Source organism: Paracoccus pacificus (assembly GCF_042680785.1).
GTDB lineage: Bacteria > Pseudomonadota > Alphaproteobacteria > Rhodobacterales > Rhodobacteraceae > Paracoccus > Paracoccus pacificus.
In genome coordinates, this window is the sequence record NZ_JBHUEN010000043.1 from 673,592 (window position 1) to 700,302 (window position 26,711).

General features: G+C 66.1%; 28 protein-coding genes and 1 tRNA gene. 20 read left to right on the forward strand and 9 right to left on the reverse strand.

Features of this window, described 5'->3' with window-relative positions; all coding sequences use genetic code 11:
- Window positions 1-35 precede the first annotated feature (35 nt).
- Window positions 36-121: transfer RNA gene (locus ACFSCT_RS15770), tRNA-Leu, on the forward strand.
- Window positions 122-137: 16 nt separating this feature from the next.
- Here the strand turns inward: ACFSCT_RS15770 and ACFSCT_RS15775 are convergent.
- Together ACFSCT_RS15775 and ACFSCT_RS15780 are read right to left on the reverse strand one after the other, a co-directional pair.
- Complete coding sequence (locus ACFSCT_RS15775) at window positions 138-461, reverse strand: AzlD domain-containing protein (protein WP_379144288.1); 324 nt, start codon at window positions 459-461, stop codon at window positions 138-140.
- Window positions 458-1,285 carry an AzlC family ABC transporter permease gene (locus ACFSCT_RS15780; protein ID WP_379144291.1) on the reverse strand — a complete coding sequence of 276 codons (828 nt, stop codon included), beginning with the start codon at window positions 1,283-1,285 and terminating at the stop codon, window positions 458-460. The genes ACFSCT_RS15775 and ACFSCT_RS15780 overlap by 4 nt, the downstream gene beginning before the upstream one ends.
- A 34-nt stretch (window positions 1,286-1,319) precedes the next feature.
- On the opposite strand from ACFSCT_RS15780, the gene ACFSCT_RS15785 reads away from it, so the two are divergent.
- Window positions 1,320-1,985, forward strand: coding sequence for a GNAT family N-acetyltransferase (locus ACFSCT_RS15785; RefSeq protein ID WP_379144293.1), 666 nt, complete (start codon window positions 1,320-1,322; stop codon window positions 1,983-1,985).
- Between the two features lie 33 nt (window positions 1,986-2,018).
- On the opposite strand, the gene ACFSCT_RS15790 is transcribed toward ACFSCT_RS15785, so the two are convergent.
- Both ACFSCT_RS15790 and greA read right to left on the reverse strand, forming a co-directional pair.
- Complete coding sequence (locus ACFSCT_RS15790) at window positions 2,019-3,011, reverse strand: hypothetical protein (protein ID WP_379144296.1); 993 nt, start codon at window positions 3,009-3,011, stop codon at window positions 2,019-2,021.
- Between the two features lie 63 nt (window positions 3,012-3,074).
- Window positions 3,075-3,545 carry a transcription elongation factor GreA gene (gene greA, locus ACFSCT_RS15795; protein WP_379144297.1) on the reverse strand — a complete coding sequence of 157 codons (471 nt, stop codon included), beginning with the start codon at window positions 3,543-3,545 and terminating at the stop codon, window positions 3,075-3,077.
- Between the two features lie 267 nt (window positions 3,546-3,812).
- Between greA and ACFSCT_RS15800 the strand changes: the two genes are divergently transcribed.
- The 12 genes from ACFSCT_RS15800 to rarD all read left to right on the forward strand — a co-directional run bounded on the left by ACFSCT_RS15800 (window position 3,813) and on the right by rarD (window position 15,105).
- Window positions 3,813-5,459, forward strand: coding sequence for an electron transfer flavoprotein-ubiquinone oxidoreductase (locus ACFSCT_RS15800; RefSeq protein WP_379144299.1), 1,647 nt, complete (start codon window positions 3,813-3,815; stop codon window positions 5,457-5,459).
- A 99-nt stretch (window positions 5,460-5,558) separates the two neighbouring features.
- Entirely contained in the window at window positions 5,559-7,637 is a 2,079-nt protein-coding gene (locus tag ACFSCT_RS15805; protein WP_379144301.1) for a tetratricopeptide repeat protein, read from the forward strand.
- The gene (locus ACFSCT_RS15810) at window positions 7,627-8,493 is read left to right on the forward strand and encodes a 4-(cytidine 5'-diphospho)-2-C-methyl-D-erythritol kinase (RefSeq protein ID WP_379144303.1); all 867 of its coding nucleotides are present in this window, start codon (window positions 7,627-7,629) and stop codon (window positions 8,491-8,493) included. The genes ACFSCT_RS15805 and ACFSCT_RS15810 overlap by 11 nt, the downstream gene beginning before the upstream one ends.
- 37 nt (window positions 8,494-8,530) lie before the next feature.
- On the forward strand, window positions 8,531-9,271 hold the full coding sequence (locus tag ACFSCT_RS15815; RefSeq protein WP_379144305.1) for a pyridoxine 5'-phosphate synthase: 741 nt from the start codon (window positions 8,531-8,533) through the stop codon (window positions 9,269-9,271).
- Window positions 9,268-9,747 (forward strand): hypothetical protein, encoded by a 480-nt coding sequence (locus ACFSCT_RS15820; RefSeq protein WP_379144307.1) that lies wholly within the window; start codon window positions 9,268-9,270, stop codon window positions 9,745-9,747. Before ACFSCT_RS15815 ends, ACFSCT_RS15820 begins: the two co-directional genes overlap by 4 nt.
- A gap of 13 nt (window positions 9,748-9,760) precedes the next feature.
- Complete coding sequence (acpS, locus tag ACFSCT_RS15825) at window positions 9,761-10,171, forward strand: holo-ACP synthase (RefSeq protein ID WP_379144309.1); 411 nt, start codon at window positions 9,761-9,763, stop codon at window positions 10,169-10,171.
- 99 nt (window positions 10,172-10,270) lie between these two features.
- Window positions 10,271-11,074 (forward strand): signal peptidase I, encoded by an 804-nt coding sequence (lepB, locus tag ACFSCT_RS15830; RefSeq protein WP_379144311.1) that lies wholly within the window; start codon window positions 10,271-10,273, stop codon window positions 11,072-11,074.
- A gap of 9 nt (window positions 11,075-11,083) precedes the next feature.
- The gene (gene lepB / locus ACFSCT_RS15835; RefSeq protein WP_379144313.1) at window positions 11,084-12,163 is read left to right on the forward strand and encodes a signal peptidase I; all 1,080 of its coding nucleotides are present in this window, start codon (window positions 11,084-11,086) and stop codon (window positions 12,161-12,163) included.
- Entirely contained in the window at window positions 12,163-12,864 is a 702-nt protein-coding gene (gene rnc, locus ACFSCT_RS15840; RefSeq protein WP_379144316.1) for a ribonuclease III, read from the forward strand. The genes lepB (ACFSCT_RS15835) and rnc overlap by 1 nt, the downstream gene beginning before the upstream one ends.
- Window positions 12,857-13,768: a GTPase Era gene (era, locus tag ACFSCT_RS15845; protein ID WP_379144317.1), complete on the forward strand. Its 912-nt coding sequence runs from the start codon at window positions 12,857-12,859 to the stop codon at window positions 13,766-13,768. The genes rnc and era overlap by 8 nt, the downstream gene beginning before the upstream one ends.
- Window positions 13,758-14,096: a DUF1491 family protein gene (locus tag ACFSCT_RS15850; protein WP_379144319.1), complete on the forward strand. Its 339-nt coding sequence runs from the start codon at window positions 13,758-13,760 to the stop codon at window positions 14,094-14,096. Before era ends, ACFSCT_RS15850 begins: the two co-directional genes overlap by 11 nt.
- A gap of 79 nt (window positions 14,097-14,175) precedes the next feature.
- Window positions 14,176-15,105: an EamA family transporter RarD gene (rarD, locus tag ACFSCT_RS15855; RefSeq protein WP_379144321.1), complete on the forward strand. Its 930-nt coding sequence runs from the start codon at window positions 14,176-14,178 to the stop codon at window positions 15,103-15,105.
- On the opposite strand, the gene ACFSCT_RS15860 is transcribed toward rarD, so the two are convergent.
- Complete coding sequence (locus ACFSCT_RS15860) at window positions 15,102-16,895, reverse strand: adenine deaminase (protein WP_379144324.1); 1,794 nt, start codon at window positions 16,893-16,895, stop codon at window positions 15,102-15,104. The two genes, rarD and ACFSCT_RS15860, sit on opposite strands and share 4 nt — an antisense overlap.
- A 62-nt stretch (window positions 16,896-16,957) precedes the next feature.
- On the opposite strand from ACFSCT_RS15860, the gene recO reads away from it, so the two are divergent.
- Window positions 16,958-17,686: a DNA repair protein RecO gene (gene recO, locus ACFSCT_RS15865; RefSeq protein WP_379144326.1), complete on the forward strand. Its 729-nt coding sequence runs from the start codon at window positions 16,958-16,960 to the stop codon at window positions 17,684-17,686.
- An 81-nt stretch (window positions 17,687-17,767) separates the two neighbouring features.
- Here the strand turns inward: recO and ACFSCT_RS15870 are convergent, their stop codons facing one another.
- Window positions 17,768-18,196 carry an META domain-containing protein gene (locus ACFSCT_RS15870; RefSeq protein ID WP_379144328.1) on the reverse strand — a complete coding sequence of 143 codons (429 nt, stop codon included), beginning with the start codon at window positions 18,194-18,196 and terminating at the stop codon, window positions 17,768-17,770.
- Between the two features lie 136 nt (window positions 18,197-18,332).
- Window positions 18,333-18,752 carry an META domain-containing protein gene (locus ACFSCT_RS15875; RefSeq protein WP_379144329.1) on the reverse strand — a complete coding sequence of 140 codons (420 nt, stop codon included), beginning with the start codon at window positions 18,750-18,752 and terminating at the stop codon, window positions 18,333-18,335.
- A gap of 185 nt (window positions 18,753-18,937) precedes the next feature.
- Between ACFSCT_RS15875 and ACFSCT_RS15880 the strand changes: the two genes are divergently transcribed.
- The 5 genes from ACFSCT_RS15880 (at window position 18,938) to ACFSCT_RS15900 (ending at window position 24,180) form a co-directional block, all read left to right on the forward strand.
- Window positions 18,938-19,711 (forward strand): sulfite exporter TauE/SafE family protein, encoded by a 774-nt coding sequence (locus ACFSCT_RS15880; RefSeq protein ID WP_379144330.1) that lies wholly within the window; start codon window positions 18,938-18,940, stop codon window positions 19,709-19,711.
- 11 nt (window positions 19,712-19,722) lie between these two features.
- On the forward strand, window positions 19,723-20,865 hold the full coding sequence (gene dapE / locus ACFSCT_RS15885; RefSeq protein ID WP_379144331.1) for a succinyl-diaminopimelate desuccinylase: 1,143 nt from the start codon (window positions 19,723-19,725) through the stop codon (window positions 20,863-20,865).
- Window positions 20,862-21,281, forward strand: coding sequence for a GNAT family N-acetyltransferase (locus ACFSCT_RS15890; protein ID WP_379144333.1), 420 nt, complete (start codon window positions 20,862-20,864; stop codon window positions 21,279-21,281). Before dapE ends, ACFSCT_RS15890 begins: the two co-directional genes overlap by 4 nt.
- An 83-nt stretch (window positions 21,282-21,364) precedes the next feature.
- The gene (gene rnr / locus ACFSCT_RS15895) at window positions 21,365-23,647 is read left to right on the forward strand and encodes a ribonuclease R (RefSeq protein WP_379144334.1); all 2,283 of its coding nucleotides are present in this window, start codon (window positions 21,365-21,367) and stop codon (window positions 23,645-23,647) included.
- Between the two features lie 380 nt (window positions 23,648-24,027).
- Window positions 24,028-24,180: a hypothetical protein gene (locus ACFSCT_RS15900; RefSeq protein WP_379144336.1), complete on the forward strand. Its 153-nt coding sequence runs from the start codon at window positions 24,028-24,030 to the stop codon at window positions 24,178-24,180.
- Window positions 24,181-24,274: 94 nt separating this feature from the next.
- Here the strand turns inward: ACFSCT_RS15900 and ACFSCT_RS15905 are convergent, their stop codons facing one another.
- Both ACFSCT_RS15905 and ACFSCT_RS15910 read right to left on the reverse strand, forming a co-directional pair.
- Entirely contained in the window at window positions 24,275-25,582 is a 1,308-nt protein-coding gene (locus ACFSCT_RS15905) for a short-chain fatty acid transporter (RefSeq protein WP_379144337.1), read from the reverse strand.
- A gap of 233 nt (window positions 25,583-25,815) precedes the next feature.
- Complete coding sequence (locus ACFSCT_RS15910) at window positions 25,816-26,628, reverse strand: hypothetical protein (protein WP_379144338.1); 813 nt, start codon at window positions 26,626-26,628, stop codon at window positions 25,816-25,818.
- Between the last annotated feature and the right edge of the window lie 83 nt (window positions 26,629-26,711).

The window sequence follows — 26,711 nt, forward strand, 5'->3', positions numbered from 1 at the left end:
CTTGGTGGCAATTCGGCCTAGCGACAAGGCCTGCTGCGGGCGTGGCGGAATGGTAGACGCATGGGACTTAAAATCCCTGGGCCGAAAGGCCGTGCGGGTTCGAGTCCCGCGGCCCGCACCAGTCCGCCGCGGACGGCCTATCCCAGCACGTACAGCATGGCGTAAAGCGTGACGCCACCGGCGACGATCGCGGCCAGCGTGTTGCGGGTCAGCAGACCGGCCAGCAGCGTGGCGCCTCCGGCCAGCAGGCGTGCGGGGTCGGTCTGACCGCCGGTGGCGGGCGGCCACAGGACCGCCGGAGCGACCAGCGCGGGCAGCACCGCCACCGCCGTATAGCGCAGCATCCGCAGCGCCCACGCCGGCATCTGCCGGCGGCCAAGGACGCCAAGGAAGGAATAGCGCATGAAATAGGTGCCGGCGCCGACCACGATGATGATGACCCAGATCGAAAGATCGCTCATGCCCGGACCTCGCGGCGGCGTTCAAGCCACGCCTCAAGAAACGCGCCGGCCATCATCGCAAAGGGCGCGGCCAGAAGCACGCCAAGCCCGCTGGGCAGTCCGGCGAAGGCCAGCGACAGGATGACGCCGACGGTTGCGGCGGCCACATGCGGCAGGCTGCGCAACATCGGCGCGACCATGGCCAGAAAGGTGATGGGGACCGCAAAATCCAGTGCCAGATCGTCGGGAATGGCATTGCCCACCGTCGCGCCCAGCCAAGTGCTGATGATCCAGAATACGCACATCATCGTTGCCGTGCCGAAGAAATAGCTGGTCCGCTGCTTCAGGCTGAGGGCCGGGTTCTTTTCATAATGCATGATCGACATCGCATAGGTCTGGTCGATCAGCCCGTAGGCGATGGCGGCGCGTGTCGGGCCGTCCGCGCCCCCCAGCCATGGCACCATCGCGGCGGAATACATCGCCATCCGCAGGTTCACCGCAAGCGCCGAGACGATGACCAGAATGACCGGCGCATGCTCGCTGATCAACTGGACGGCGGTGAACTGCGACGCGCCGGCCAGCACCAGTACTGAGAACCCCATGATCTGGAAAATATCCATGCCGGCCTCGGCCGCGACCAGACCGAACAAAAGCCCGAACGGTATGATCACCAAAAGAAACGGCACCGATTGCAGGATGCCGTGCCGATAGCACTGCGCCGGCGTGCGGGCCAGCGCGCGGCGCTGACGATCGCTCAGCGGGACGGATTCGGGCTCGGCGGAGTTTCGCATGTTCAGCGCAGGGGTTGAGAAGGGGCGGTTGCGCAGCCGGGCTGCGCGGCGCACTTTACCCCGCCGAGGGGTAAGCGCAAGGCGGGCCATGACGATTGAAAGAACCGTGCCGGAGGAAAGAAGCCCGGAGTCGGGCCGACCCGTCGGGTTCCGGGTACAGTCCGGTATTCCGCCCAAAGAACGCGGGCGCGCCGCCGCGCTTTACGCCCGGGCGCTGGCGCGCGACATGGCGCCGCTGGTGGGCGGGGGCACGAACGCCCGCCGGGGCGCGACCTGGGTTCGCCATGCGATGCGGCCGGAATCGGCGCTGGTCATTCTGGACAAGCGCGGATCCGTTGCGGCGCTGGCGGGCCTCAGCTTTGGCGAGGGCGGATTTCTGCGTCCCGACCGGCGGCAGATGCGGCGGATCTGGGGGCGCCTGGGCGGTCAGATGCGCTGGTGGCGCTGGCAGGGCTGGCCGGCCGGACCAGAGACCGCGGCACTGGTCATCGACGGCATCGCCGTGGCCGAGCAGCATCGGCGACGGGGCTTTGGCCGGGCGCTGGTGCAGGCGGCCGAGGCTTATGCGCGGGCGACCGGCCGCCCGGCGCTGCGGGCCGAGATCGCCGCCAATAACGATGCGGCGATCCGGTTCTGGTCGCAGCTTGGCTTCCAACCGGTCGCCCGGCTTCATGGCGCGCGATTGCTGTTTCCCCGCATTCCCGCCGATGTCATCGTGATGGAGCGGCCCGTGGGCACCGCGCCGGTGCCATGAAGGCGCGAGCCGGGCGGATACCGGTCGCGCCGGTCAGCCCCGCGCATCGGCGGCGCCGAACATTCCGGTGACCCGCGCCAGAACCATGAATGCGCGCGCCGAGCGGGTCTGCGCCAGCGCCTCGATTTCGGCATCCCGCGCTTCGGGTTCCAGACGCGCGAACACCCGGTCGAACTGACGCAGGAAATGATGGGCGGTGTCGCGAAAGATCGGGTCGCGCATCAGCTCGGTCACGATCTCGATGGTGGCGGGGTCCTCGATGCCGCCGAGCCCGTTGATCGCCCGGCCGCGCTCGCCCTGCGCGAACTTGCGCCAGATTTCGGGGCGGGCGGGGACCGGCGGCAGCTCATCGGTATAAACGCTGTCCTTGGCCAGCAGCGTCACCACATCCTGGGCCGAGCGCAGGAAGCGCGACAGATCCGGGTCGGTCATCGCGCGGCGGGTGGCGCGGATCGCCTCGACATCGCCGGGGCCATCCGGGAAATTCATCGCCAGAACCATATCGGCGACCGAAATATCCAACGGCGCATCGCCGGCGTCGAAGGGCAGTCCCGGCTGGGCGCCTTGCGCGGCGGGGGCGGCAGCGGGGGGGGCGGCCGGGCGCGCGGCGCGCGCGGGCGCGGCGCGATTGGCGGTGCCTTGCGGCATCGGTGCCGATGTCGCGGGGCGCGCGGCGGCGTAGCCGGGTGCGGTCGAAGGGGCCGATTGCTGCGATCCGCCGGCTTCACGCCGCGCGACGGGCAACGGCGGCATCTGGCCCAGTTCGGCGCGCAGCATCGCGGCCTCGGCCCGCAGCGCGGCGATGGCATGGGCGAATCCGACCGCCAGCCAGATCAGCACCAAGGGCAAAAGCGCGGTGATCCAGCCGGCCAGTCTGGCGAAGGTCGAGGCGGGCGCGTCCGAATCGCTGCCGAAAATCCGCACCAGCAACAGGATCAGCAGCCACAGCGCGGTCAGCCCCGCACCGATCAGCGTCGCCGATCGCGGGTTGATGGTAACATTACGGGGGGTCGTAAACTGAAACATCTGATCCTCGGGCATTGCCGTTCACCGGGGTGGATGAACCACCCTGGGGCGGCCGCTCGGGGTTCAGATATACTGGACTGTGACGATTTCGTAAGACTTCTGGCCCCCCGGCGTGGTCACTTCGACGCTATCGCCCGGTTCTTTGCCGATCAGCGCCCGCGCCAGCGGCGAGCGCAGGTTGAGCAGACCACGCTCAAGATCGGCCTCGGCCTCGCCGACCAACTGATAGGTCCGTTCCTCGTCGGTATCCTCGTCGACCAGCGTGACGGTGGCGCCGAACTTGATCGGGCCGGACAGCTTGGACGGGTCAATCACCTCGGCGCGGCCGATAAGCCCCTCAAGCTCCTTGATGCGGCCTTCGACAAAGCTCTGCTTTTCGCGGGCGGCGTGATATTCGGCGTTTTCGGACAGGTCGCCATGGGCGCGCGCCTCGGCGATGGCGGCGATGACCGCCGGACGCTCGACCGAGCGAAGCTGCTTCAGCTCATCATCCAGTTGCGCAAAACCCGCGCGCGTCAAAGGGATCTTTTCCATCGGTGTAATTGTCTTCTCGTTGCGGCTGGTTGCGTCCTGTGTTGACCAAACGCCCCCGCCTTAGGGACGGGGGCGCGAATGGCCGGTCATTTCCGGCCACCACCTGAACCGTTTCGTCGGTTCAATGCAAGCCCCGGATGACATGATACCCGCAAGAGCTGCCCGCAACGGGTCGGGGGCGCAGCGTCAGCGTTGCCCCTTTGACTTCGGTGGGGTAGGGGTCTGATGACATCACGCCAGCCGCACGCGCGCCAGAGGGGAGACGGAATGGATCAGGTCGAACGCGAGTCCATGGAATATGACGTCGTCATCGTGGGCGGCGGTCCCGCAGGGCTTTCCGCAGCGATCCGGCTGAAGCAGATCAACCCCGATCTGTCGGTGGTTCTGCTTGAGAAGGGCTCGGAGATCGGGGCGCATATCCTGTCCGGCGCGGTCCTTGACCCCAGCGGGCTGAACGCGCTGATCCCGGACTGGCGCGAAAAGGGCGCCCCGGTCGAGACCGAGGTGACCTCGGACAATTTCTATGTTCTGGGCCCGAACGGGCAGGTCCGCGTGCCGAACTGGCCGATGCCGCCGCTGATGAACAACCACGGCAATTACATCGTCAGCATGGGCAATGTCTGCCGCTGGCTGGCCGAACAGGCCGAGGCGCTGGGGGTCGAGGTTTTTCCGGGCATGGCGTGCTCGGCCTTGGTGATGGACGGCGATCGGGTGCGCGGTGTCGTCGCGGGCGAGATGGGGCTGAACGCCGATGGCACACCGGGACCCCAATACGAACCGGGAATGGAGCTGCATGGCAAATACGTCATGCTGGCCGAGGGCGCGCGCGGCTCACTTTCAAAGCAGGTGATCAGCCGCTACGGGCTGGCCGATGACCATGATCCGCAGAAATTCGGTCTGGGCATGAAGGAAATCTGGGAAGTCGACCCGGCCAAGGCGCGCCCGGGCACGGTCACCCACACGATGGGCTGGCCCTTGGGCAAGAATGCCGGCGGCGGGTCGTTCATCTATCATCTGGGCGGCAATCAGGTGCTGGTCGGTTTCGTCGTCCATCTGAATTACGAAAACCCCTATCTGTATCCCTATATGGAATTCCAGCGTTTCAAGCATCATCCGATGGTCGCCGAACTGCTTGAGGGCGGCAAGCGCGTGGCTTACGGCGCCCGCGCCATCACCGAAGGCGGCTGGCAGTCGCTGCCGAAGCTGACCTTTCCGGGCGGGGTGCTGCTTGGCTGTTCGGCCGGCATGGTCAACGTCCCGCGCATCAAGGGCAACCACAACGCGATGCTGTCGGGGATCGCGGCCGCCGATGCCGCCGCCGCCGCAATCGCCGCCGGGCGCGAGGGTGACGAGCTGACTGTCTATGAAACCGAGGTGCGCAGCGGCCCGATTGCGGATGACCTGAAAAAAGTCCGCAACGTCAAGCCGATATGGTCGAAACTTGGCCTTTATGCCAGCCTTGTTCTGGGTGGCTTCGACATGTGGGTCGCCAATCTGACCGGCTGGAACCCGCTGGGCACGTGGCACCATGGCAAGACCGACGCCGCCGCCACCGGCAAGGCCGCCGATTTCACGCCGATCGACTATCCGAAGCCGGACGGCAAACTGTCATTCGACCGGCTGACCAATGTGGCGTTTTCCTTTACCAACCACGAGGAAAGCCAGCCCAGCCACCTGAAACTGCGCGATCCCTCGATCCCGATCGAGGTCAACCTGCCGACCTTTGCCGAGCCGGCGCAGCGTTACTGCCCGGCCGGTGTCTACGAGGTGATCGAGGATCAGGACGGCCCGCGCTTTCAGATCAATTTTCAGAACTGTGTCCATTGCAAAACCTGTGATATCAAGGACCCAAGCCAGAATATCATCTGGACGGTCCCGCAGGGCGGGGACGGGCCGAATTATCCCAATATGTGATGCTATCCGCCTGATCACGTTTGGGTGCGTTGCAGCATTCGCCCACAAGGGCTAGGGTCCTGCAACTTTGAACGCTTTGACCGGCAAGGGCCTATCGGCATGAATCATTCGTTGACTGCGCTTTCAGTCGTCCTGACGCTGCTGGCGGCCCCCGGCGCGGGATTCGCGCAATCACCGACGACATCCTCGCCGCCGCCGCCGCGCCCGTCGCAAGGCGTACCGGGCGGAACTCCTGCCGGTGATCAAGGCGGTGCTGAGGGCGGCGCCGAGGGCGATGCGCCCGCCGCCCAGCCGGACGCGGCCGAGCCTGATACGACCGTGCCCGATGCGACCACGCCGGGCGATGCCCCGGAAGGTAATGGGCCGGAAACCAATCCCCCGGAGAACGGCGACAGCGCGCAGACCGGGGACAAGCCTACGAAGGAAAAAACCGTTGTCGCCGGGCCGCCCATGGATCGGCTGGCCGGCCCCTATCTCGCCGCACGGCTTGCGGCGGCGACCAGCGATTTCACCGCCGCTGCCAATTATTTTTCCCGCGCCATCATCTCGGCGCCTGACGATGTGCAGCTTCTGGACGGCGCCTTGGTATCGCTGATCTCGGCCGGCGACATGGTCCGCGCCGTCGCCCTTGCCGACCGGATGGAGGAAGACGGCAACGCGACCGAGCTTTCGGGTCTGGTCAAGATGGCCAAGCTGGTCAAGGCGGGCGACTGGAAGGCCGTGCTGGACATGACCGACGAAACCGACGCGGATCTTGAAACGCTTCAGGGACCGGCGGGCGAGCGGCTGATGGGTGGATTGATCCGCGCTTGGGCCGAACTCGGCGCAGGTCAGATGTCCAACGCCATCAAGAGTTTTGAAGAAACCGCCCGTATCGGCAACGCGCGCCCGATCGTCGAATATGAACAGGCGCTTGCATATGCGCTGGTCGGCGACATGGAATCCGCCTTGCGCCTGTTGGATAAAGCCGACGTCGGCCGCCATCTGGACGGCGCCGTCGCCCGGATCGAAATTCTGTCGCAGCTCGACCGCAAGGCCGATGCGCTGAAGCTGTTCGATGAGCTTGAGGGCGTCGAGGAAGAACCGAAACTGCGCAAGCTCAAGGCCGAGATCGAAGCCGGGCGGAAGCCGGCTTTTGACGTGATCAGCGCGCCCAGCGATGGCGTCGCGCTGGTGTTCCTGACCTTCGCCGGGGCGCTTGCCGATGGCGAGGATACCGATCCGCTGGCGCTGATCCACGCCCGGCTTGCCGCCTATCTGTCACCGCAGAACTCGGATGCGCGGCTGATGAGCGCGCAGCTTTTGCAAAGCTATGGCCAGTTCGATCTGGCCGAAAAGGAATATGCCGCGCTGAATGCCGCGGGTGAGGTCCGCCCGGCGGCCGAACTGGCCCGGATTGATGCGCTGGTACGCGCCGACCGGATGGACGACGCCATCGCCGCGGCCGTCGCGCTGACCGATGCGCAGCCCGATCTGGCCAGCGGCTGGGTCGCTTTGGGCGACCTTTACCGCCGCAGCGAGAAATTCGCCCCCGCCGTCAAGGCTTACGATCGCGCCATCACCCTGTTGAAAGACGCCCCGCCCGCCGCGTTGTGGCTGCCCTATTACGCGCGCGGTATCTCGCTTGAACGGATGGGCCGTTTCGATCAGGCGGTTCCCGATTTTGAACAGGCGCTGAAACTCTCGCCCGATCAGCCGGCGGTGCTGAACTATCTGGGTTATTCCTATGTCGACCAGAACCGCAATCTGGACGCGGCGCTGGCGATGATCAAGAAAGCCGTCGCGTTGCGGCCCGATGACGGCGCGATCCTCGATTCGCTCGGCTGGGCCTATTTCCGCCTTGGCCGCTATGACGAAGCCGTGCTGCCGATGGAAAAAGCCGTCGCGATCCTGCCCAGCGATTCGTTGCTGAACGATCATCTGGGGGATGTCTATTGGGCCGCCGGCCGCCCGCGCGAGGCGGAATTCCAATGGCGCCGGGCCTTGCATCTGAAGCCCGCCACGCCCGAGGCGGCGGCGCGGATCGAGGCCAAGATCGAGCGTGGACTGGACGCCGTTCTGGCCGAGGAAAAGGCGAACGGCGGCAAACTGGCCACGCCCGCCGCCGTGCAGACGCCCGATCAGACCGCGCAAGAGGCCAAGCCCGGCGATACGCCTGCCCCCGCGAATGGCGGCTGACGGCGAGGCGGCATCGGGGCGGGAATTCGCCCCGGCCAAGATCAACCTGTCGCTGCACGTGACGGGGCGACGCGCGGACGGGTATCATCTGCTGGATTCGCTGGTGGTGTTCGCCGGCGTCGGCGACTGGCTGACGCTGGAACCGGGCGCGGGGCTGACCATCTCGGGGCCGTTCGCCGCCGGGCTGAACAGCGATTCCGACAATCTCGTGCAACGCGCGATCGCGATCATGGGCGGCGGCGCGGCCGCGCATCTTGAGAAGAACCTGCCCGTGGCCGCCGGTATCGGCGGCGGTACCTCGGACGCCGCGGCGGTGTTGCGGGCCATGGCGCGCCTGACCGGCCGCGCCATCCCGGCGCCGGCCGCGCTGGCGCCGCTTGGCGCCGATCTTCCGGTCTGCCTGCGGGCGCGACCCTGCCGGATGCAAGGCACGGGCGAGCGGCTGACCGATCTGCCAGCACTTCCCCCCGCATGGCTCGTGCTGGCCAATCCGCGCATTGCCGTTCCGACAGGTTCGGTCTTCAGCGCCATGGAATCGCGAGATAATTCGCCGATGGTCGAGATTCCGCGCTTTGCCGATGCCGCCGATCTGGCCGCATTTCTGCGCACCTGCCGCAACGACATGCAGCATGCCGCGACCACGATCTGCCCCGCGATCGCGCTGGTTCTGGCCGCGCTTAGCGACACCCGGGACTGTCTGCTTGTCCGCATGTCGGGCTCGGGCGCGACCTGTTTCGGCCTTTACGCCAGCCGCGCCGACGCCGAAGCCGCCGCGGCCGCTCTGGCGGGCAGGGGCTGGTGGGTGGCGGCGGCGCCGATGCTGGCGGGGCTGTCGCAACCGGCTGGCTTGCTTTAGTCTTCCGGCAGGCGTCGGGGCGACAGGAGGATACGCGATGAGCAGGCTGCGGCTAGGGGTGAACATCGACCATGTGGCGACCGTGCGCAACGCGCGGGGCACGCCCTGGCCCGACCCGCTGCGCGCGGCACGCATCGCCGAAGACGCGGGCGCCGACGGTATCACCGCCCATCTGCGCGAAGATCGCCGTCATATCACCGATGCCGACATCGACGCGCTTGCGGCCGGTCTGCGCGTGCCTCTGAACCTTGAAATGGCCGCGACCGCCGAGATGCAGGCGATCGCCCTGCGCCATCGCCCGCATGCGGTCTGTCTGGTGCCCGAAAAGCGCGAGGAACGAACCACCGAGGGCGGCTTGGACGTGGCCGGGGACGAGCCCCGGCTGGCCACCTATATTGCGGCCCTCCGCGAGGTCGGTTCGCGGGTGTCGCTGTTCATCGGCCATGACCCCCGTCAGATCGAGGCCGCCGCCCGGATCGGGGCCGCCGTGGTCGAGCTGCACACCGGCGCCTATGCCGATTTCGACACCGAGGGGCACATCACCGCGCGTGACGCCGAATTGGCCGGACTGGCGCGCGGCGCGGAACTTGCGGCGTCGCTGGGGCTCGAGGTGCATGCGGGCCATGGTCTGACCTTTGACAACGTCGGGCCGATCGCCGCGATCCCGCAATTGCGGGAGCTGAACATTGGCCACTTCCTGATCGGCGAGGCGATTTTCGTCGGGCTGGGCGATGCCGTGCGCGAAATGCGCCGCCGCATGGACGAGGCGCGGAAATGACCGGGAAGCTTCGCCGGCAACTCGGGACAGGGGCATTTGCCGCTGTTTTCACCCTTGGCATGGCGGGTGCGGCCGCGGCTGCGGCGGTTCGCGATTGCGGCGACGGTCCCCGCATCGACACGCAGGTCGAGCCGTGGGAACAGAACACCGCCAGCTATGCCGACGGCGCCATACGGGTGGCCCTGATCGACACCGTCGAGCCTGCGGCGGCGGCCGTTCATCTTGTGGTGATCGCGCCGCCGATGGACGAACTTGGATTGCCGGGTTGCAGGCTGATTTCCCAGTCCGAGGACGGAACCGGCTTTTTCGGGTTGGATTTCGCCGGTCGCCGCGCCAGCTATGACCCCGCGACGGGGCTGGAGCTGACCTTTCCGATCCAGACTTATGTGGCCGAGACCGGTCAGGGCAAACCCGCGACACTTCGCGTGACGATCAACCAGCAATCCGGCCAGATCACGGCCCGAACCGATCCTTGAAGGCGCAGCCGGCATGATTCTGGGCATCGGCACCGACCTGGCCAATATCGAGCGGATCGAGGCCGTCCTGCTGCGTCACGGCGACCGCTTTCGCAACCGCGTATTCACCGAAACCGAACTCGCCCGGGCGCGGCGGCGCCAAGGCGCAAAGAGTGGCGAGGCATCGACGCTGGCCAAGCGCTGGGCGGCGAAAGAGGCCTGTTCCAAGGCGCTGGGGACCGGGCTTGCCATGGGGATCGCGTGGCGCGACATGGCGGTGGCCAACCTGCGCTCGGGTCAGCCGGTGATGGCCCTGACCGGCTGGGCGGCGGAACGGCTGGCGCAGATGACGCCCGAAGGTCATCGCGCCGTGGTGCATGTCACGCTGACCGACGATCACCCATGGGCGCAGGCTTTCGTGGTGATCGAGGCTTTGCCCGAGTGACGCGATTTGATCACAAGATAAGGCCGGCTCACCGGGCAGCTTGACTTGCCCGGCGCGCCCGCCCATGAACGCGCCATTCGCGACAGGAAAGGAACCGATATGGCCGACAAGGCGATCCGCAAGGAAGGCGGGATCTGGGAAACCGTCAAGACGGTATTCTGGGCGCTGGTCATTGCGGGTATTTTCCGCACGTTGTTCTTTCAGCCGTTCTGGATCCCCTCGGGCAGCATGAAAGACACGCTGCTGATCGGCGATTTTCTGTTCGTGAACAAGATGGCTTACGGCTATTCGCGTTATTCCTGCCCCTTCTCGATGTGTCCGATCAGCGGCCGCATCCTTGGCTCCGAGCCGAAAGAGGGCGATGTCATCGTCTTTCGTCACCCGACGCTTGGGGTCGATTACGTCAAACGCCTGATCGGCATGCCGGGCGACCGGGTGAAGATGACGGACGGCCGGCTTTTCATCAACGGCCAGCCCGTAAAGACCGAACCCGCCGGCGTGTTCACCGAGCTGAAAGAGCCGCAGGGCCGGGCCGGGACGATGCCGATCTGTTCGAACGACCCGGTGCCGCGCGGCGGCGTCTGCGAAAAAGAACGGTTCACCGAGACCCTGCCGAACGGCGTCAGCCATGACATCCTGAACGCCTTTGACGGCGCGCCGCTGGATGACACGGCCGAGTTCACCGTCCCCGCCGGGAATTACTTCTTCATGGGCGACAACCGCGACAACTCGCTCGACAGCCGGGTCGACAGCACCGGGCGCGGCGGCATGGTCGGCGTCGGCATGGTGCCCGAGGAATACCTGATCGGCCGGGCCGACCGGGTGATCTTCTCGTCGGCGGGCAAATCGCTTCTGTATTTCTGGACCTGGCGTCCCGACCGTTTCTTCCGCGCGATCCGCTGATTTCGGCCGATGATCGTCGAATCGCGGCCCGCCGCGCCGCTGGTTCAGTTCGGACGGGTCTCGGGGCGATTATCGCGACAGGGCTATTGGCCCTATGTGATCTGCGTGTCGGCGCTCGGCGCGCTTGCAGCGGGGCTGGACAGCGCGCGGCTGTGGGTCGCGGTTCTGGTGCTGTCGACAGCGGCGCTTGCCGCCACGGTCCGGCGCTTGCACGACACCGATCGCTCGGGCTGGTGGCTTTTGCTGCTGGCGCTGCCGCCCCTTGGTCTGATCCTGCTTTGGCCGTTGCTGCGCCCCGCGTCGCGCCGCCGCCAGAACCGGTTCGACCATGCCGTCAGCCTGCCGGATCCGTGGCGCTGGCCGGCGATTCTGGGTTTTGCCGCGATCGTCGGCGCCTCGCAGATGCTGGGCCTGACGGTGGAGCGCTCGGGCGAGATGCGGCCCACGCTGCTGGCCGGTGATCTGGTGTTGACCAACCGTCTGGCTTTTGGCGCCGGGCCGGGGTCCTGTGCGCCGGTGACCTGCCCGCCGGACTGGCTGCCGCAGGAGTTGCCGAAAAGGGGCGAGTTGTTCGTGTTTCGCACGCCTGAGGGGCGACCGCGGATCCTGCGCGCCGCGGGGCTGCCCGGTGACCGGGTATCGCTGGCGGGCGGGGTGGTTCATGTGAACCGCGCCGCATTGCCGCAGACCGAGGCCGGGGTTTTCGTCGACCTGAAGCAACCGCAGGGGCCAGCGCGGGTGCTGCCCAAATGCGCCAACGACCCGGTCGGCGCGGGTGGTGATTGCGTGACACCGATGCGCGCGGAAACGCTGCCCAATGGTCGCCGCCATCTGATCCTTGACCTGCGCGCCGGCGCCCCCGGCGACATGATGGCCGAACGGATCGTGCCGCCGGGCCAGATATTCGCGCTGGCCGACAACCGCGACGACGCCATCGACAGCCGCTGGGGCGATGGCGCGGGCGGCGGGATGGTCCCGGCATCGGCGATCTATGCGCGGCCTCTGGCGGTGGTTATATCGGGGCAAGGCGGTTCATTGCTTGATATTTTCGGGTGGCGGCTGAATCGTATCGCAAGGACGGTGGAGTGATGGCAGTCAGAGTATCGGCAGAGCTTGAACAGTTTCAGGACCGCATCGGGCACAGATTCGCGGAACCGGAACTGCTGGTGCGGTCGGTGACGCACGGCTCGCTGGGGACGCCCACGCGGCCCAATAACGAGAGGCTCGAATTTCTGGGCGACCGGGTTCTGGGGCTGGTCATGGCCGAGGCGCTGTTCAAGGCCGACCGCAACGCCTCCGAAGGCCAGCTTGCGCCGCGCTTCAACGCGCTGGTCCGGCGCGAGGCCTGCGCCGATGTCGCGACCCAGATCGCGCTGGGCGAGGTTCTGAAGCTCGGCCGGTCCGAGATGATCTCGGGCGGGCGGCGCAAACAGGCGCTTCTGGCCGACGCGATGGAGGCGGTGATCGCGGCCGTCTATCTGGATGCGGGGTTCGAGGTGGCGCGCGACATGGTGCTTCGGCTGTGGGGCGACCGGGTCGGCGGTGTGGCCCGTGACGCCCGCGACCCGAAATCGGCCTTGCAGGAACTTTTGCAGGCGCAGGGGCTTCCGCCCCCGGAATATGCCGAAATCGAACGGACCGGCCCCGATCACGCGCCGGTCTTTACGGTCGAGCTGCGGACGCAGGCGGGGCATAAGCTGCAGGTGAAGGGCGCCGGTACGAAACGGCAGGTGGAACAGATGGCGGCGCAGCGGCTGCTTGAAAAGCTGGAAGGCGACGACAATGGCTGAAGACACGCGCGCAGGGTTCGTGGCACTGATAGGCGAGCCGAACGCCGGCAAATCGACGCTGCTGAACCAGATGGTCGGGGCCAAGGTCTCGATCGTGACCCACAAGGTCCAGACCACGCGGGCGCGGATCCGGGGCATCGCGATGCGGGGCGACGCGCAGGTCGTGTTCGTCGATACGCCCGGCATCTTCCGGCCGCGCCGACGGCTTGACCGCTCGATGGTCAAGGCGGCCTGGGGCGGGGCGCAGGATGCCGACATCATCGTTCTGCTGGTCGAGGCGCAGCGCGGTTTGACCGAAGGCGTCGAGGCCATTCTGGACACGCTGAAGGAACAGGCCGGCAAGACCCCGGTGGCGCTGGCGATCAACAAGATCGACCGGGTCAAGGCCGAGGTGCTGCTGGGATTGTCGGAAAAGCTGAACGCGGCCTATCCCTTTGCCGCCACGTTCATGATTTCGGCCGAACGCGGGTATGGCTGCGACGACCTGCTGGACTGGCTTGCCGCGCATCTGCCCGAAGGCCCCTGGCTTTACCCCGAGGATCAGATCGCCGACCTGCCCATGCGCATGATCGCGGCCGAGATCACCCGGGAAAAGCTGACCCTGCGCCTGCACGAGGAAATTCCTTATCAACTGACCGTCGAAACCGAGCGGTGGGAGGAAAAGCCCGACGGCTCGGCCCGCGTCGATCAGGTCGTCTATGTCTCGCGCCCCGGTCACAAGGGCATCGTTCTGGGCAAGGGCGGCGAGACGATCAAGGCGGTGGGACAGGCCGCGCGGGCCGAGTTGAGCGAATTCATGGGCCGGCCGGTCCACCTGTTCATTCAGGTCAAGCTGCGTGAAAACTGGCTGGACGAGCGTGAGCGGTTCACCGAGATGGGGCTGGACTACAAGGATGGCGACTGAGGCGCGGCTGGCGGCCGGCATCTGGGTCGCGGCCTATCTTGCCCGGCTGGCCGCCGCCAACATCCCGGCCTATGTCAACCGCCGGGGCGATGCGACGGCCGGTGCCGTGCTGGTGAAATGCGCCACTCTGGACGGGCGGGCCAGCCTTTGGGCGCGTGAATACGATCTGGACAGCGGGCTTCGCCATTGGGTCACCATCGCCGAGGATGGCGAGGCCGCGGTCGATCAGGCGATCGCCCGCCAGACCGGATTCGACCCCGACATATGGGTGATCGAGATCGAAAGCCGCGACGGGCGCACGCTTCTGGATCAGGAAGGTCTGGCCTGACCGGGCCATGCCTGCCCGCACCTTCTGGCGGCTGAACAAGCCCCGTGCATCCGTCCATGCAACGCGATAAGCCATCGGCATGAGCACAGCGCCGCACCCACATCCCGAGACCGGCGATTCGCTGAAAGGCTATGTCCTGGCGGTGCTGACCTATGTGATCTGGGGCTTTCTGCCGCTTTACATGAAAGCCCTGTCCGCGATCAGCCCGGCCGAGGTCGTCGCCCACCGCGTTTTGTGGTCCATCCCCATCGCCGGGGCGATCCTGATGGTCACCCGGCGAACAAGGGACCTGGTGGCGGCGCTGCGCAGCCCGCGCATGCTGGGCATGGCGGCGATGACCGCGACGCTGATCACCGCCAACTGGATGATCTATGTCTATGCCATCATCAGCGGGCAGACGATTCAGGCGGCGCTGGGCTATTATATCAATCCGCTGTTCAGCGTCGCGCTTGGGGCCATCGTGCTGCGCGAAAAGCTGAACCGGGCGCAGCTCGTGGCGATCGGCCTTGCCGCGACCGCGGTGCTGATCCTGACGGTTCAGGAAGGCCGCCTGCCGCTTCTGGGGCTTGGGCTGACCGTGACATGGGGGCTCTATGCGCTGTTAAAGCGGCAATTGCCCATCGGACCAAATCAGGGCTTCATGCTGGAGGTTCTGATCCTGTCGCCGGCGGCGCTGGCCTGTGTCATCTGGCTGGCGGCGCGTGGTGACAGCCATTTCGGGGCCGATCCGCGCATCACGCTGTTGCTGATGGGCTGCGGGGTGATCACCGCCATTCCGCTGATGCTTTATGCCAATGCCGCGAAGCTGTTGCAGCTTACCACCATCGCCGTCCTGCAATATATCGCGCCGACGATGGTGTTCCTGACCGCCGTGCTGATTTTCAAGGAGCCGTTCGGGACCGGCGAAAGGCTGGCTTTTCCGCTGATATGGGCGGCGCTGCTGATCTATTCGATCGCCCTTCTGCAACGCGCCCGGCGCCGCCCACCCCCGACGGCCGAGCCGCTTTAACCCTGCGGATCGACGATCAGCGGCACGATTTCAAAGCTGCGCACATCGACGATCCCCTTGTCCGAGATCCGCAGCTCGGGGATGACCACCAGCGCCAGCAGCGAATGCTGCATATAGGCGTTGTTCAGCGTGCAGCCGCTGTCCAGCATGGCCTGGGTCAGCGCGGTCGCGCCGGCCGCCACATCCGTCGCCGGGCGGTCCGACATCAGCCCCGCGATGGGCAGCGGCACCGTCGCCACTTCATCCCCGTCGCGGAAAAAGGTGACACCGCCGCCGATCGCGCCCAGATGCGCCGCCGCCGCCGCCATCGAGGCGCGGCAGGTCCCGACCACGATCATGTGGTGGCTGTCATGCGCCACGGTCGAGGCCATCGCCATCCGCCCGGTATAGCCAAAGCCCTGCACGAACCCGTTGACCACGCCGCCGGTGCCCTTGTGGCGTTCGACCAGCGCGATATGGCAGACCGCGCCCTCGGGCTCGATCCGGCCGTCGACGACGGGCAACTCCGCGGTCAGCGCCCGGGTGGGTGCCTGATTTTCGACCACGCCGATCACCCGCACGGTGGCGCGATTGGCCCCCGCAGGCGCTTCGGGCGCGAAATCATCGGCGGTCAGATCGCAGCCCAGATGGACCGAGCCGCGGGCGCTGTCCGGCCAGTCGATCAGCGGGCAATCGACAAGGCAGACACCATCCCGCGCGACGACCCGGCCCCGCGCGACGACCAGTTCAATCGGAAGCGTACGCAGGTCGCGGGTCAGGATCAGATCGGCGCGGCGCCCCGGCGTGATCGAGCCAAGCTCACGCTCCAGCCCGAAATGGGTGGCGGTGTTCAGGCTGGCCATCTGAAGCGCCACGACCGGATCGCAGCCGCAGTCGATGGCATGGCGCACCACCCGGTTCATATGCCCGTCGTTGACCAGCGTGCCCGAATGGCTGTCGTCGGTGCAGAGCATATAGGAGCGCGGGTCGAGCCCCTTTTCGGTGATCGCGGTGATCTGCGCCTTCACGTCATACCATGCGCTGCCCAGCCGCATCATCGCGCCCATGCCCTGACGGACGCGCGCGATGCCCTGTGCCTCGGTCACCATCTCATGGTCGTCGGCCGCACCGCCCGCGACATAGGCCGCAAAGGCATCGCCCAGATCGGGGCTGGCATAGTGGCCGCCCACGGTCTTGCCCGCGGCGCGGGTCGCGCGCATCTCGGCCAGCATCTGGTCGTCCCCCGCCGCGACGGCGGGAAAGTTCATCATCTCGCCCAGCCCGATGATGCCCTCCCAATCCATCGCCTGCGCGACCTCGGCGGCCGAGATCGGCTGACCGGTCGTCTCCAGCCCCGGGGCCGAAGGGGCGCAGCTTGGCATCTGGGTAAAGACCGAGATCGGCTGCAACAGCGATTCGTCCCGCATCAGCCGCACCCCGTCCAGACCCATGACGTTGGCGATCTCATGCGGGTCGTGAAAGATCGTCGTGGTGCCATGCGGAATGACGGCCTCGGCGAAGCGGGCCGGGGTGACCATGCCGCTTTCGACATGCATATGCGCGTCGATAAGACCGGGGATCATGAAACGGCCATCGGCCGCAATCACCTCGGTTTCAGGGCCGATGCGGGCGCCCGGATCGCGGCCGATCCACGCGAACCGGCCGTCGGCGATGGCGATATCCGTGTCGGGCAGGATTTCGCGGGTGTGGACATTCACCCATTGGCCGCCGCGGATCACCATATCGGCAGGCGCGCGCCCCGCCGCGACTTCGATCAGGCGGGGTTGGGCTTCGGTCCATGGTTTCAGCATCGCGGTTCCTTTCACTTGCCGGCAATTTGCGGCAGGTTATGGCGAAATGAAAGGGCAAGCGGTTGGAATGGCGGGGTGAGGGAACGGTGATCGGACGGCGCCCGCATGGCGAGTCGGCGCTGATCCTTGATCTGTTCAGCGTCGATGCGGGCCGGGTCAGCGGCCTTTTGCCCGGCGGCGCCTCGGCGCGCAAAGCCCCGATCACGCAGCTTGGCTGCCGGCTGTCGGTGCAGTGGCGGGCGCGGTTGAACGACCAACTTGGCACCTTAAGCGTGGAGCCTGCGGGCGCGCGCCCGGGTCTGCTTGCCAGCGCGGCGGCGCTTGACGGGGTGTCGGCAGTCTCGGCGCTGCTGGTGACTGCGCTCGCCGAACGCGACCCGCATCCGCGCCTTTATGCCCTGACCGAGGATCTGCTGGACGCTATGGACAGTGGCGGGCCCGACTGGGCCACCGATTACGTGCGCTGGGAACTCGCGCTGCTTGAGGAAATGGGGTTCGGGCTTGACCTTGGTTCCTGCGCGGTCAACGGCTCGCGCCGCGCTTTGGCCTATGTCAGCCCCCGCACCGGCCGTGCGGTATCGCGTGAGGGCGCGGGTGAATGGGCGCCCCGGCTTTTGCCGCTTCCACCGATGCTTGGTGGCGAGGGGGAGGGCGGGCTAAGGGCCGCGCTGGCCCTGACCGGCCATTTTCTGGAACAACGTCTGGCCGAGCATACTGCGCGCCCCTTACCCGCCGCGCGCGGCCGGCTGGTGGCGCGGCTGCTGCGACATCCGGGCGCTGAGCCGGCGTGAAAGCTGAGCAGGGGTGAAAAAGGGGCGGCATGAAAAAAGGGGGGCGCCCGCCCCCCTTTGCGTTTCTGCCGTCAGACCCGATCAGGGCGTGATGAAGCTCATCGTGGTGCCGGCGGCGTTGGAAAGCGTCAGCTTGCCGTCGGTGAAGGTCGCGCGGTTGACGACCTGCAGCCCGTCGAGGAACGCCTTTTGCGCCGCAGCGTTCGCGCAAGCGGTCTGCACGCTGGTGATGTTGGTGGCATGGAATTCCGGCAGGGTGCCGGTGCGGGTGCCGGTCCAGGCGCCGCAAGGCGTGACCCCGGCCAGACCCAGACCGTTGCCCGTCGCATTGTCGCCGGTGAACTGGATCGTGGCGTTGCCGGCGAAAGGAATGGCATTGATCGTCATCAGGCGATAGGGCGTGCCGGCGGGCTGGCTGTTGGCGGTGGTGCCGCCGGGCGTTTCACAAGCGGCCAGCGCAGTCAGCGCGACAAGTGCGGCGGCCGGAACGAACATGGCTTTGCGGAACATAACGCAATCCTTTCTTGAACGGGTTGATCATCTGTTTCTGTAATAAGCAACTTGTGATCAAACGCGCGTGAAGCGTTACCGTTCCCGCTAGTACAAAGAAATCTTACGATTTTTTTGTCAGGTCCGATCACGCAACCTAGTTGCCGCGACGGAAAACGACCTGTTGTCCGTTGCCGTCAAAGCTGATCTGGCCGGGTTTGACCGACATGCGCACGACCTGCGACAAGGCGCCAAGATATTGGGTCTCGGCCGGGGTCGGCGTGCAGCGGCTGTCGGTGGTCGCGATATTGGCCACGCGCTGGTTCATCCCGCTGCCCTGATACTCAGCCAGATAGCTGGTGCAGGGGCCGCGGCCCGAGACATAGACCGGCTGGTCGTCCACCGGCGCCGCGTCGGAAAAGCCGAAACTGATCGGTTCGGACGCCGGGGCGCCGTTGACGGAACTGAGCATCCAGACCTCGCGCACCGGGGCGGGGGGCGGCACCGAGGTGCAGGCCGCCAGCGTTGCAGTCAGGGCCAGAAGCAGAGCCGGGGTGTGCGGTTTGAAATGTCTCATGCCGATCAACGCGGCCGCGGGTCGCGGGTTCCCGCCCATAGGCGCGATGCGCGTTCTTCCGCGTTCTTCGCGGCCGCCGGTGCCGTTCTGCCCTGTTCCTTGCCCGGTTGAGCGGATAGCGTGCGCCCGAATAAAGCCGACGAATAAAGACAAATAAAGCCGACGAATAAGGCCGGAGGGACAGTATGTTCGGGTTGGATCCATGGATTTTCTGGATGGCGATCGGGGTCACCGGATTCGCCGGCTTCGTCAAGGGCGCGATCGGCTTTGCCATGCCGATGATCATGATGTCGGTGTTCAGCTCATTTCTTGATGCCACCACGGCGCTGGCGCTTTTGATCATGCCGACGCTGGTCACCAATATCGCGCAGGCCTTTCGTCAGGGCTGGCGCGCGGCCTGGGCCTCGGTGCGCGATTACTGGCCGCATATCTCGATGGTGATCCTGTTCATCTTCATATCGGCCTTTTTCGCGCCTTATCTGCCGCCGTGGCTGATGTATGCGCTGCTCGGCGTGCCGATCGTGGCGTTTGCGGCCTGGCAGCTTGCCGGCCGCAGTCTGGTCCTGCCGATCCATCACCGCCGCCGTGTCGAGGTCATCACCGGGATCATCGGCGGGCTTTACGGCGGTATCTCGGGCATCTGGGGGCCGCCGCTGATCGTCTATCTGCTGTCGATCGGCATCGGCAAGGTCGAACAGGTCCGCGTGCAGGGCGTGGTGTTTCTGATCGGGGCCGTGGTTCTTGTCTTTGCGCATCTGACCTCGGGGGTGCTGAACGCGCAGACGCTGCCCCTGTCGCTGATCATGGTCATTCCGGCGGTGGTCGGCATGATGATCGGTTTCGCGTTGCAGGACCGGCTGGATGTGGTGCAGTTTCGGCGCTGGACGCTGATCCTGCTGGTGATGACCGGGGCCAATCTTGTACGCCGCTCGCTGGAAATCTGGGGTTGGCCGATTTGAAGGAGCCTTTGATGTCAACCGATGCGGCCGAACTGACCGCGCGCCTGATCCGCTGCCCGTCGGTCACCCCGGAAGAGGGCGGCGCGCTGATCCTGCTGTCCGATGTGCTGACCGCCGGCGGGTTTGAATGTCACCGCGTCGACCGCAACGGCGTGCCGAACCTCTTCGCCCGCTGGGGTGCCAAGGGCGCGGCCCGGACCTTCGGCTTCAATGGTCATACCGACGTCGTGCCGCCGGGCGATCTTGGGTCATGGACGCATCCGCCGTTCTCGGGCTTTGTCGCGGACGGGATGATCTGGGGCCGGGGCGCGACCGACATGAAGTCCGGCGTCGCCGCATTCACCGCCGCGGTGCTTGACTTTGTGGCCGCGACCCCGCCCGACGGCGCCATCATCCTGACCATTACCGGGGATGAGGAGGGCCCGGGGCGTGACGGAACCCGCGCCATCCTTGACTGGATGGACCAGAACGGCGAGCGGATGGATGTCTGCATCGTTGGCGAACCGACCAACCCCGAGGTATTCGGCGAGATGATCAAGATCGGGCGCCGCGGCAGCATGAGCCTGAATTTCGTCGCCCATGGGGTGCAGGGGCATGTGGCCTATCCGCACCGCGCCCGCAACCCGCTGCACGCGCTGGTGCGGCTGCTTGACCAACTGACCGGGGCGCCGCTTGATCAGGGGTCCGAACATTTCGATCCCTCGGGTCTGCAGATCACCACGATTGACTGCGGCAACCCGGCCTCGAACGTGATCCCGGAAACCGCGCGCGCGGTCGTCAACATCCGGTTCAACGATCTGCATAGCCCCGACAGTCTTTTCCATGACATCCGCGCCAAAGCCGATCTTGTTCAGGCCGAAACCGGCGTCAGCATCGAGATCACCAGCAACATTTCGGGCGAAAGCTTTCTGACCGCGCCCGGGCCGTTCGTCGACATGGTCGCCGAAGTCGTGGCCGAGCAGACCAACCGCAGGCCGGTTCTGTCGACCAGCGGCGGCACCTCGGACGCGCGGTTTATCAAGAATCACTGTCCGGTGGTCGAATTCGGTCTTGTCGGGCGGTTCATGCATCAGGTTGACGAACGCGTCCCGGTCGAGGAAATACACGCATTAAAAAGGGTGTACGGCGGCATGCTGGAAAAATTCTTCTCATGACGCGGATTGCCGAGACCCGGGATATCGCGACCTGCCGCGCCATCCGCCGCACCGTATTCGTCGAGGAACAGCAGGTCCCCGAGGCCGACGAATGGGACGACAGGGACGAAGACGCGATCCATCTGCTGGCATGGCAGGACGACCGGCCCATCGGCACGGCGCGCCTGCTGACCGAGGCCACGACCGGCAAGATCGGCCGCGTCGCCGTGCTGGCCGAGGCGCGGGGGCTTGGCGTGGGCGCGGCGCTGATCCGTGCCGGTCTGGACCGGTTCCGGAAGATGCCGGGAATTGCTCAGGTAAAACTGGGCGCGCAGACCCATGCGCTCGGCTTTTACGAAAAGCTGGGGTTTCAGGCCCGTGGCCCGGTCTATGACGACGCCGGCATTCCGCATCGCGATATGTACCTGTCGCTGTGACAGCGGCCCAGTGAACAGTGATCCGGCGCGTTCGCCATCGAATGGGCCATGACGATGCAATCGTTGCGTGCTAGCGTGCCGCCATGGACAACATTCCCTCCAAGCAAGACATTCTCGACTGGATCGCCGAGCATCCCGATGCCAGCGCCAAACGCGATATCGCCAAGGCCTTCGGCATCAAGGGCGGGGCCCGAATCGAGCTGAAGAAGATCCTGAAAGACCTTGAATCGGAAGGCCTTCTGGAACGCCGGCGCCGGCATTATCAGGATGCCGAAAAGCTGCCTCCGGTCACCGTGCTGGAGCTGATCGGGCCGGACCGGAACGGCGATCTGTTCGCCCGGCCGATGGAATGGCAGGGTAGCGGCCCCGAACCACGGGTGCTGTTCGCGCCCCGCAAGTCCGACCCCGCCGTCGGCCCGGGTGAGCGGTTTCTGGCCCGGCTGATCCCGGTGCGCGGGCAGGATCACCATTATGAGGCGCGGCTGATCCGGCGCATCGGCCATGCCGCGCACAAGATCGTCGGCATCTTCCGACGGCCGACGGGCGACAAGGAGGCCGAGGGGCGCATCCTGCCGATCGACAAGGGCGTTGATCGCGAATGGCGGGTCCGCGCCGACGCGATCCACGGCGCGCAGGATGGCGAGCTGGTCGAGGCCGAACAGGTCGGCCCCAAGGCGCGCATGGGCCTGCCGCAGGCACGGATCACCGAGCGGCTGGGCGATCCCTCGGCCCCGCGCGCGGTCAGCCTGATCGCCATTCACCAGCACGGCATTCCCGACGATTTACCCGACGCGGTGATCGCCGAGGCCGATGCCGCGAAGCCGGCGACGATGGCCGGCCGGGACGATCTTCGGCAGATACCGCTGATCACCATCGACCCCAGCGACGCGCGCGATCACGATGACGCCGTTGCCGCCGTGGCCGAACCCGACGGCGGTGCCACGATCTGGGTGGCGATCGCCGATGTCGCCTATTACGTGCGGCCCGGTTCGCAACTGGACCACGAGGCGCGTCTGCGCGGCAACTCGACCTATTTCCCCGACCGGGTCGTGCCGATGCTGCCCGATGTGCTGTCGGGCGATCTGTGCAGCCTGCACGAAAACGTCGACCGGCCGGTGATCTCGGTCCGCATGCGGCTGGATGCGCAGGGCAACAAGGTCAGCCACACCTTTCAGCGCGGCATGATGCGCTCGCTTGCCAGCCTGTCCTATGAACAGGCGCAGGCGGCGGCCGATGGCCAGCCCGACGCCGCGACCGAGCCGCTGATGGCGGACGTGATCCGGCCGCTTTGGGCGGCTTATGATCTGCTCAAGTCGGCGCGGGCCCGGCGCCAGCCGCTGGATCTGGATCTGCCCGAGCGCAAGATCGAGCTGACCGCCGACGGCCGGGTGAAGTCGGTCAACTTCCGCGAACGCTTCGATGCCCATCGGCTGATCGAGGAATTCATGGTGCTGGCCAATGTCGCTGCCGCCGAGGAGTTGGAGCGGCTGCGTCGTCCGCTGTTGTATCGCGTCCACGAAGAACCCACCCCGGAAAAACTGGCTGCGCTGCGCGAGGTGGCCGAGGCATCGGGGTTCACGCTGGCCAAGGGGCAGGTGCTGCAAACCAGCCATCTGAACCGGCTGCTCGCCCAGTCCGAGGGCACCGAGTTCGACGAGCTGATCAACATGACCGCGCTGCGGGCGATGACGCAGGCCTATTACTACCCCGAAAACTTCGGCCATTTTGGTCTTGCGTTGAAAAGCTATGCGCATTTCACCAGCCCGATCCGGCGCTATTCGGACCTGATCGTCCATCGGGCGCTGATCACCGGGCATGGTTGGGCGGCAAAGGGCAAGGCGAATGACGGGTTGTCGCAGCACGACATCGAGACGCTGGCCGAGACCGCCAAGCAGATCAGCGAGACCGAGCGGCGCAGCATGGCGGCCGAGCGGGACACGACCGACCGTTATCTTGCCGCCTATCTGTCCGAACGGGTCGGCACCGAGATGACCGGCCGGATCAGCGGCATCCAGCGCTTTGGCGCCTTCGTCAGGCTGGATGAAACCGGCGCGGACGGGCTGCTGCCCATCCGCGAGATCGGGCGCGAGTTCTTTCACTATGACCGTGACGCCCAGACCCTGATGGGGGCGGAGACCGGCATAGAACTCGGCATCGGCCAACGGGTCACGGTGCGTCTGGTTGAAGCTGTGCCGATGACCGGTGGCCTGATGCTGGAACTGGTCGAGCTTGACGGGAAACCGTTACCGCGCGGCGGTGGTGCCGGTCGCGGTCGCGGCGCGGGCCAGCCCCCCCGCAAACGCCCCGCGCAGTCGCGGCTGCGCGAGGCGAAACGGACCCAGAAGCGGAAACGAAAGCGGGACTGAGCCCCCACCGGGGCGCGGTTGGCGCCTTTGCCGAGGGCGTGCGATCAGGCGCGCATGCCGGTCGGGACCGGCTCAACCAGTTCCAGCGCCGGATCCGGGTGGGGCAGGGCGTCGTTCACCGGTGGGAACCGGATCATCGACATCAGCCGCCGGCCTGCTCCTCGGTTGGGGCAGGATAGAACTGCCGCCGATCGCGGGTGCGGGATGGGGTGGCAATGGTGCGCGCGTTGCACCCATGCCGGGACGCCTCGCGCCGTATCGCCGGTGTCGGGCGGATTTTGCGCGCGCGTAAAGCGCCGGAAGCAAATGGCCCCGGCTTGGCCTACAGGGGAAAACGGTGGCGGTGACGGCCCGCGCCCGAAAGCCTTCATCGTCAGGTTGTGAACACCGCCCTTGGCGATGATCTCGTTAGCCGCATCCCGTGGGTGCGTTTCGCGATTATTGTCTTTGCCTTCTTCTATAGGTCGGGCACGCCAGGACTGATGGTCCTGATGCCGATGGCGATTGTGGCGATGATCCGGATCATCCGCTGATCCACAAGCGAACGCGCCAACTGCTGCAGTCGCGGGCCACAAAAAACGGCGGGGCCAAAGGGCCCCGCCGCATCCGTCACACCGGGATTTGCCGTTAAAGGAACAGCAGCCCGCAGCCGATCACGATTCCGGTGACGATCAGCATGACCACGCAGAAGCCCATGATGTCGCGCGCCCGAAGCCCCGCGATGCCCAGCATCGGCAAGGCCCAGAACGGTTGCAACAGGTTGGTCCACGCGTCCCCCCATGCGACCGCCATCGCCACACGCGGAATGTCGGCCCCAAGGGCGGCAGCCGCCGGCAACATGACCGGGGCCTGAACCGCCCATTGACCACCGCCCGAGGGGACGAAGATGTTCACGATCCCGGCGGCGATGAAGCTCCAGAACGGCAGGGTCTCGGCGGTCGAGATCGACACGAACCATTCCGACAGCGTGGTGGCCAGCCCGGTCTGCGTCATGATCGCCATGATCCCGGCATAGAACGGGAACTGAATAACGATGCCCGCGCCGCCCTTCACCGCCTCACCCAGCGCATTCAGCAGGCTGCGCGGCGTGCCGTGGAACAGGATGCCAAGGAACAGGAACAGGAAGTTGACGACGTTCAGGTTCAGCGCGCCGCCGCCGATGAAATGGTAGATCAGCCAGACCACACCGGCCAGACCGATGATCCACATCAGGATCGGGCTGTTTTCCATCCACTCGGCGGGGGTGGTGACGGGCGGCGCCGAAGTTTCGTCGTCGCGCAGCAGGGCCGGGTCGATCAGCACGGTCTCGGCTTCGTCGGGCATCATCATCCGGTTCGCCAGCGGCACCACGATGAATAGTGCCACGACGATGGCGAGGTTCCAGTAGGCGAAAATCGTGTCTGAGGTGGGCACGATGCCGATCTGTGCCTCGGTGAAATGGCCGACGGTGGAAATGGTCAGGGGAATCGAGCCCGACAACCCGCCGTGCCAGATCACAAAGCCCGAATAGGCCGCCGCGACCAGCAGCCGGTAATCGACCCGCACCTTGCGGGCCAGTTCCTTGGCGAAGATGGCGCCGACCACCAGCCCGAAACCCCAGTTCAGCCAGCTTGCCACCAGCGACACCAGCGTGACCAGAATGATCGCCGAGCCCGGCGATTGGGCAATTCCGGCAAGACCCTGCAACAGCTTTCTGATCGGCGGTGACGAGGCGAGGATGAAGCCCGTCACAAGCACCAGCAGCATCTGCATGGAGAAGGACAGCAATTCCCAGAAACCGGCGCCCCAGACCTGAATCACGGCAAGCGGGGTCTGGGCCTGCACCAGCATGGCGGCCACGGCGGCGACCAGCGTCAGGACCAGCACGAAGATGAACGGATCGGGCAGCCACCGCTCCATCAGGCGGGTGGCCGGGCGGGATAAAAATCGTAACATGCTATGCATCTCCTTGAACTGTAAACAGGTTAACCGGCGCCCGTTGGGACGCAACTGCCCGCTGCATCGAAATTGTGCAGACCCGCGTCACTGTGGCGGCTGTGCCGATGTGGGGTCCGGGGGGCGGGGTCATTCGCGCCGGACAAGTGACCCGGGCCGCGCGCGGCGGCGGGCGCGGTGGCCCCGGGGGAATCGGTGGCCGCGGGGGGAAGCGGCCGGGCGGGCATCGCCGGTCAGATCCTCCAAAGCGTTCCTGAAAAGCTCTCGCCCATCTGCGGCGCCAGCGTGACGGCGCCGTTGGTGGTATTGCCGTCCAGCCAGCGCGGCCCCTCGACGTTGCCCAGACATTCCAGATACACCCCGTCGCCCATATCCGGCACATGCGCGCGCCATCTGGTGCCGGTGAAAGGGGCGCCGGTCACCGGTGCCAGGCGTACCGTGCCGTTGACGGTGTTGCCATCAAGCCAGCGCGGCCCCGCAAGATGCCCCTGACACTCGAACGCGACGCTGTCGTTACCCATGTCGTGCACACGCCAGCCCGTGCCGCTATGGCCCGCGAGATTTTCGACCAGCGCCACGCTGCCCTCGACCGTATTGCCGTCAAGCCAGCGCGGGCCCGGGATACGGCCCAGGCATTTCATGCGCCTGTTGTCTCCAAAACGATCGGTCAGCGCGTTCTGCGCGAAAAGGTCAAAGACGAGACGCGCCGCGACGCCGTCATCGGCGGCCTTGACCGATGCCCCGTTGCGCGGCAGCGGAAAGACCGACGTGTTCAGCGTAAACGTGTGTTGGGCAATCTGGTCCGTCGTGCCCCAGAACTCGGGTTCTTCATCCACCGCCCGAAAGGTGATGTTCAGAAGCGTGGCAAGGCGAAACGAGACGTCGCGGTTTAACTGGATGGTTTTGGGATCCTCGACACCGGGGAACCGACCGAGGAACGTCGTCGAGTCGTTGATCGTCAGCCAGAATTGCATGTCGGCCGACCCCCAGTCGTCGCCGTCATCCAGAACCTCGATACGCAAGACACGGCACACTCCGATAGGCATGGCGGCTCTCCTGATGTGGAACCCGTTGGATGCAGGACAGGGATTTGCGGCGGACGCCAATGGGTTGGCGCCGAACCCGCCTG

Excerpts from the sequence above, each read along its gene's own strand:
- ACFSCT_RS15910 (WP_379144338.1), bottom strand. The coding sequence starts at position 26,628 with ATGCCTATCGGAGTGTGCCGTGTCTTGCGTATCGAGGTTCTGGATGAC.
- lepB (WP_379144311.1), top strand. The coding sequence starts at position 10,271 with ATGGCCGACAAGGCGATCCGCAAGGAAGGCGGGATCTGGGAAACCGTC.
- ACFSCT_RS15790 (WP_379144296.1), bottom strand. The coding sequence starts at position 3,011 with ATGTTTCAGTTTACGACCCCCCGTAATGTTACCATCAACCCGCGATCG.
- ACFSCT_RS15875 (WP_379144329.1), bottom strand. The coding sequence starts at position 18,752 with ATGAGACATTTCAAACCGCACACCCCGGCTCTGCTTCTGGCCCTGACT.
- rarD (WP_379144321.1), top strand. The coding sequence starts at position 14,176 with ATGAGCACAGCGCCGCACCCACATCCCGAGACCGGCGATTCGCTGAAA.
- ACFSCT_RS15870 (WP_379144328.1), bottom strand. The coding sequence starts at position 18,196 with ATGTTCCGCAAAGCCATGTTCGTTCCGGCCGCCGCACTTGTCGCGCTG.
- ACFSCT_RS15815 (WP_379144305.1), top strand. The coding sequence starts at position 8,531 with ATGAGCAGGCTGCGGCTAGGGGTGAACATCGACCATGTGGCGACCGTG.
- era (WP_379144317.1), top strand. The coding sequence starts at position 12,857 with ATGGCTGAAGACACGCGCGCAGGGTTCGTGGCACTGATAGGCGAGCCG.
- ACFSCT_RS15905 (WP_379144337.1), bottom strand. The coding sequence starts at position 25,582 with ATGTTACGATTTTTATCCCGCCCGGCCACCCGCCTGATGGAGCGGTGG.
- ACFSCT_RS15850 (WP_379144319.1), top strand. The coding sequence starts at position 13,758 with ATGGCGACTGAGGCGCGGCTGGCGGCCGGCATCTGGGTCGCGGCCTAT.
- ACFSCT_RS15890 (WP_379144333.1), top strand. The coding sequence starts at position 20,862 with ATGACGCGGATTGCCGAGACCCGGGATATCGCGACCTGCCGCGCCATC.
- ACFSCT_RS15820 (WP_379144307.1), top strand. The coding sequence starts at position 9,268 with ATGACCGGGAAGCTTCGCCGGCAACTCGGGACAGGGGCATTTGCCGCT.
- dapE (WP_379144331.1), top strand. The coding sequence starts at position 19,723 with ATGTCAACCGATGCGGCCGAACTGACCGCGCGCCTGATCCGCTGCCCG.
- rnc (WP_379144316.1), top strand. The coding sequence starts at position 12,163 with ATGGCAGTCAGAGTATCGGCAGAGCTTGAACAGTTTCAGGACCGCATC.
- ACFSCT_RS15860 (WP_379144324.1), bottom strand. The coding sequence starts at position 16,895 with ATGCTGAAACCATGGACCGAAGCCCAACCCCGCCTGATCGAAGTCGCG.
- ACFSCT_RS15805 (WP_379144301.1), top strand. The coding sequence starts at position 5,559 with ATGAATCATTCGTTGACTGCGCTTTCAGTCGTCCTGACGCTGCTGGCG.
- ACFSCT_RS15810 (WP_379144303.1), top strand. The coding sequence starts at position 7,627 with ATGGCGGCTGACGGCGAGGCGGCATCGGGGCGGGAATTCGCCCCGGCC.
- greA (WP_379144297.1), bottom strand. The coding sequence starts at position 3,545 with ATGGAAAAGATCCCTTTGACGCGCGCGGGTTTTGCGCAACTGGATGAT.
- ACFSCT_RS15775 (WP_379144288.1), bottom strand. The coding sequence starts at position 461 with ATGAGCGATCTTTCGATCTGGGTCATCATCATCGTGGTCGGCGCCGGC.
- rnr (WP_379144334.1), top strand. The coding sequence starts at position 21,365 with ATGGACAACATTCCCTCCAAGCAAGACATTCTCGACTGGATCGCCGAG.
- ACFSCT_RS15880 (WP_379144330.1), top strand. The coding sequence starts at position 18,938 with ATGTTCGGGTTGGATCCATGGATTTTCTGGATGGCGATCGGGGTCACC.
- ACFSCT_RS15800 (WP_379144299.1), top strand. The coding sequence starts at position 3,813 with ATGGATCAGGTCGAACGCGAGTCCATGGAATATGACGTCGTCATCGTG.
- acpS (WP_379144309.1), top strand. The coding sequence starts at position 9,761 with ATGATTCTGGGCATCGGCACCGACCTGGCCAATATCGAGCGGATCGAG.
- ACFSCT_RS15785 (WP_379144293.1), top strand. The coding sequence starts at position 1,320 with ATGACGATTGAAAGAACCGTGCCGGAGGAAAGAAGCCCGGAGTCGGGC.
- lepB (WP_379144313.1), top strand. The coding sequence starts at position 11,084 with ATGATCGTCGAATCGCGGCCCGCCGCGCCGCTGGTTCAGTTCGGACGG.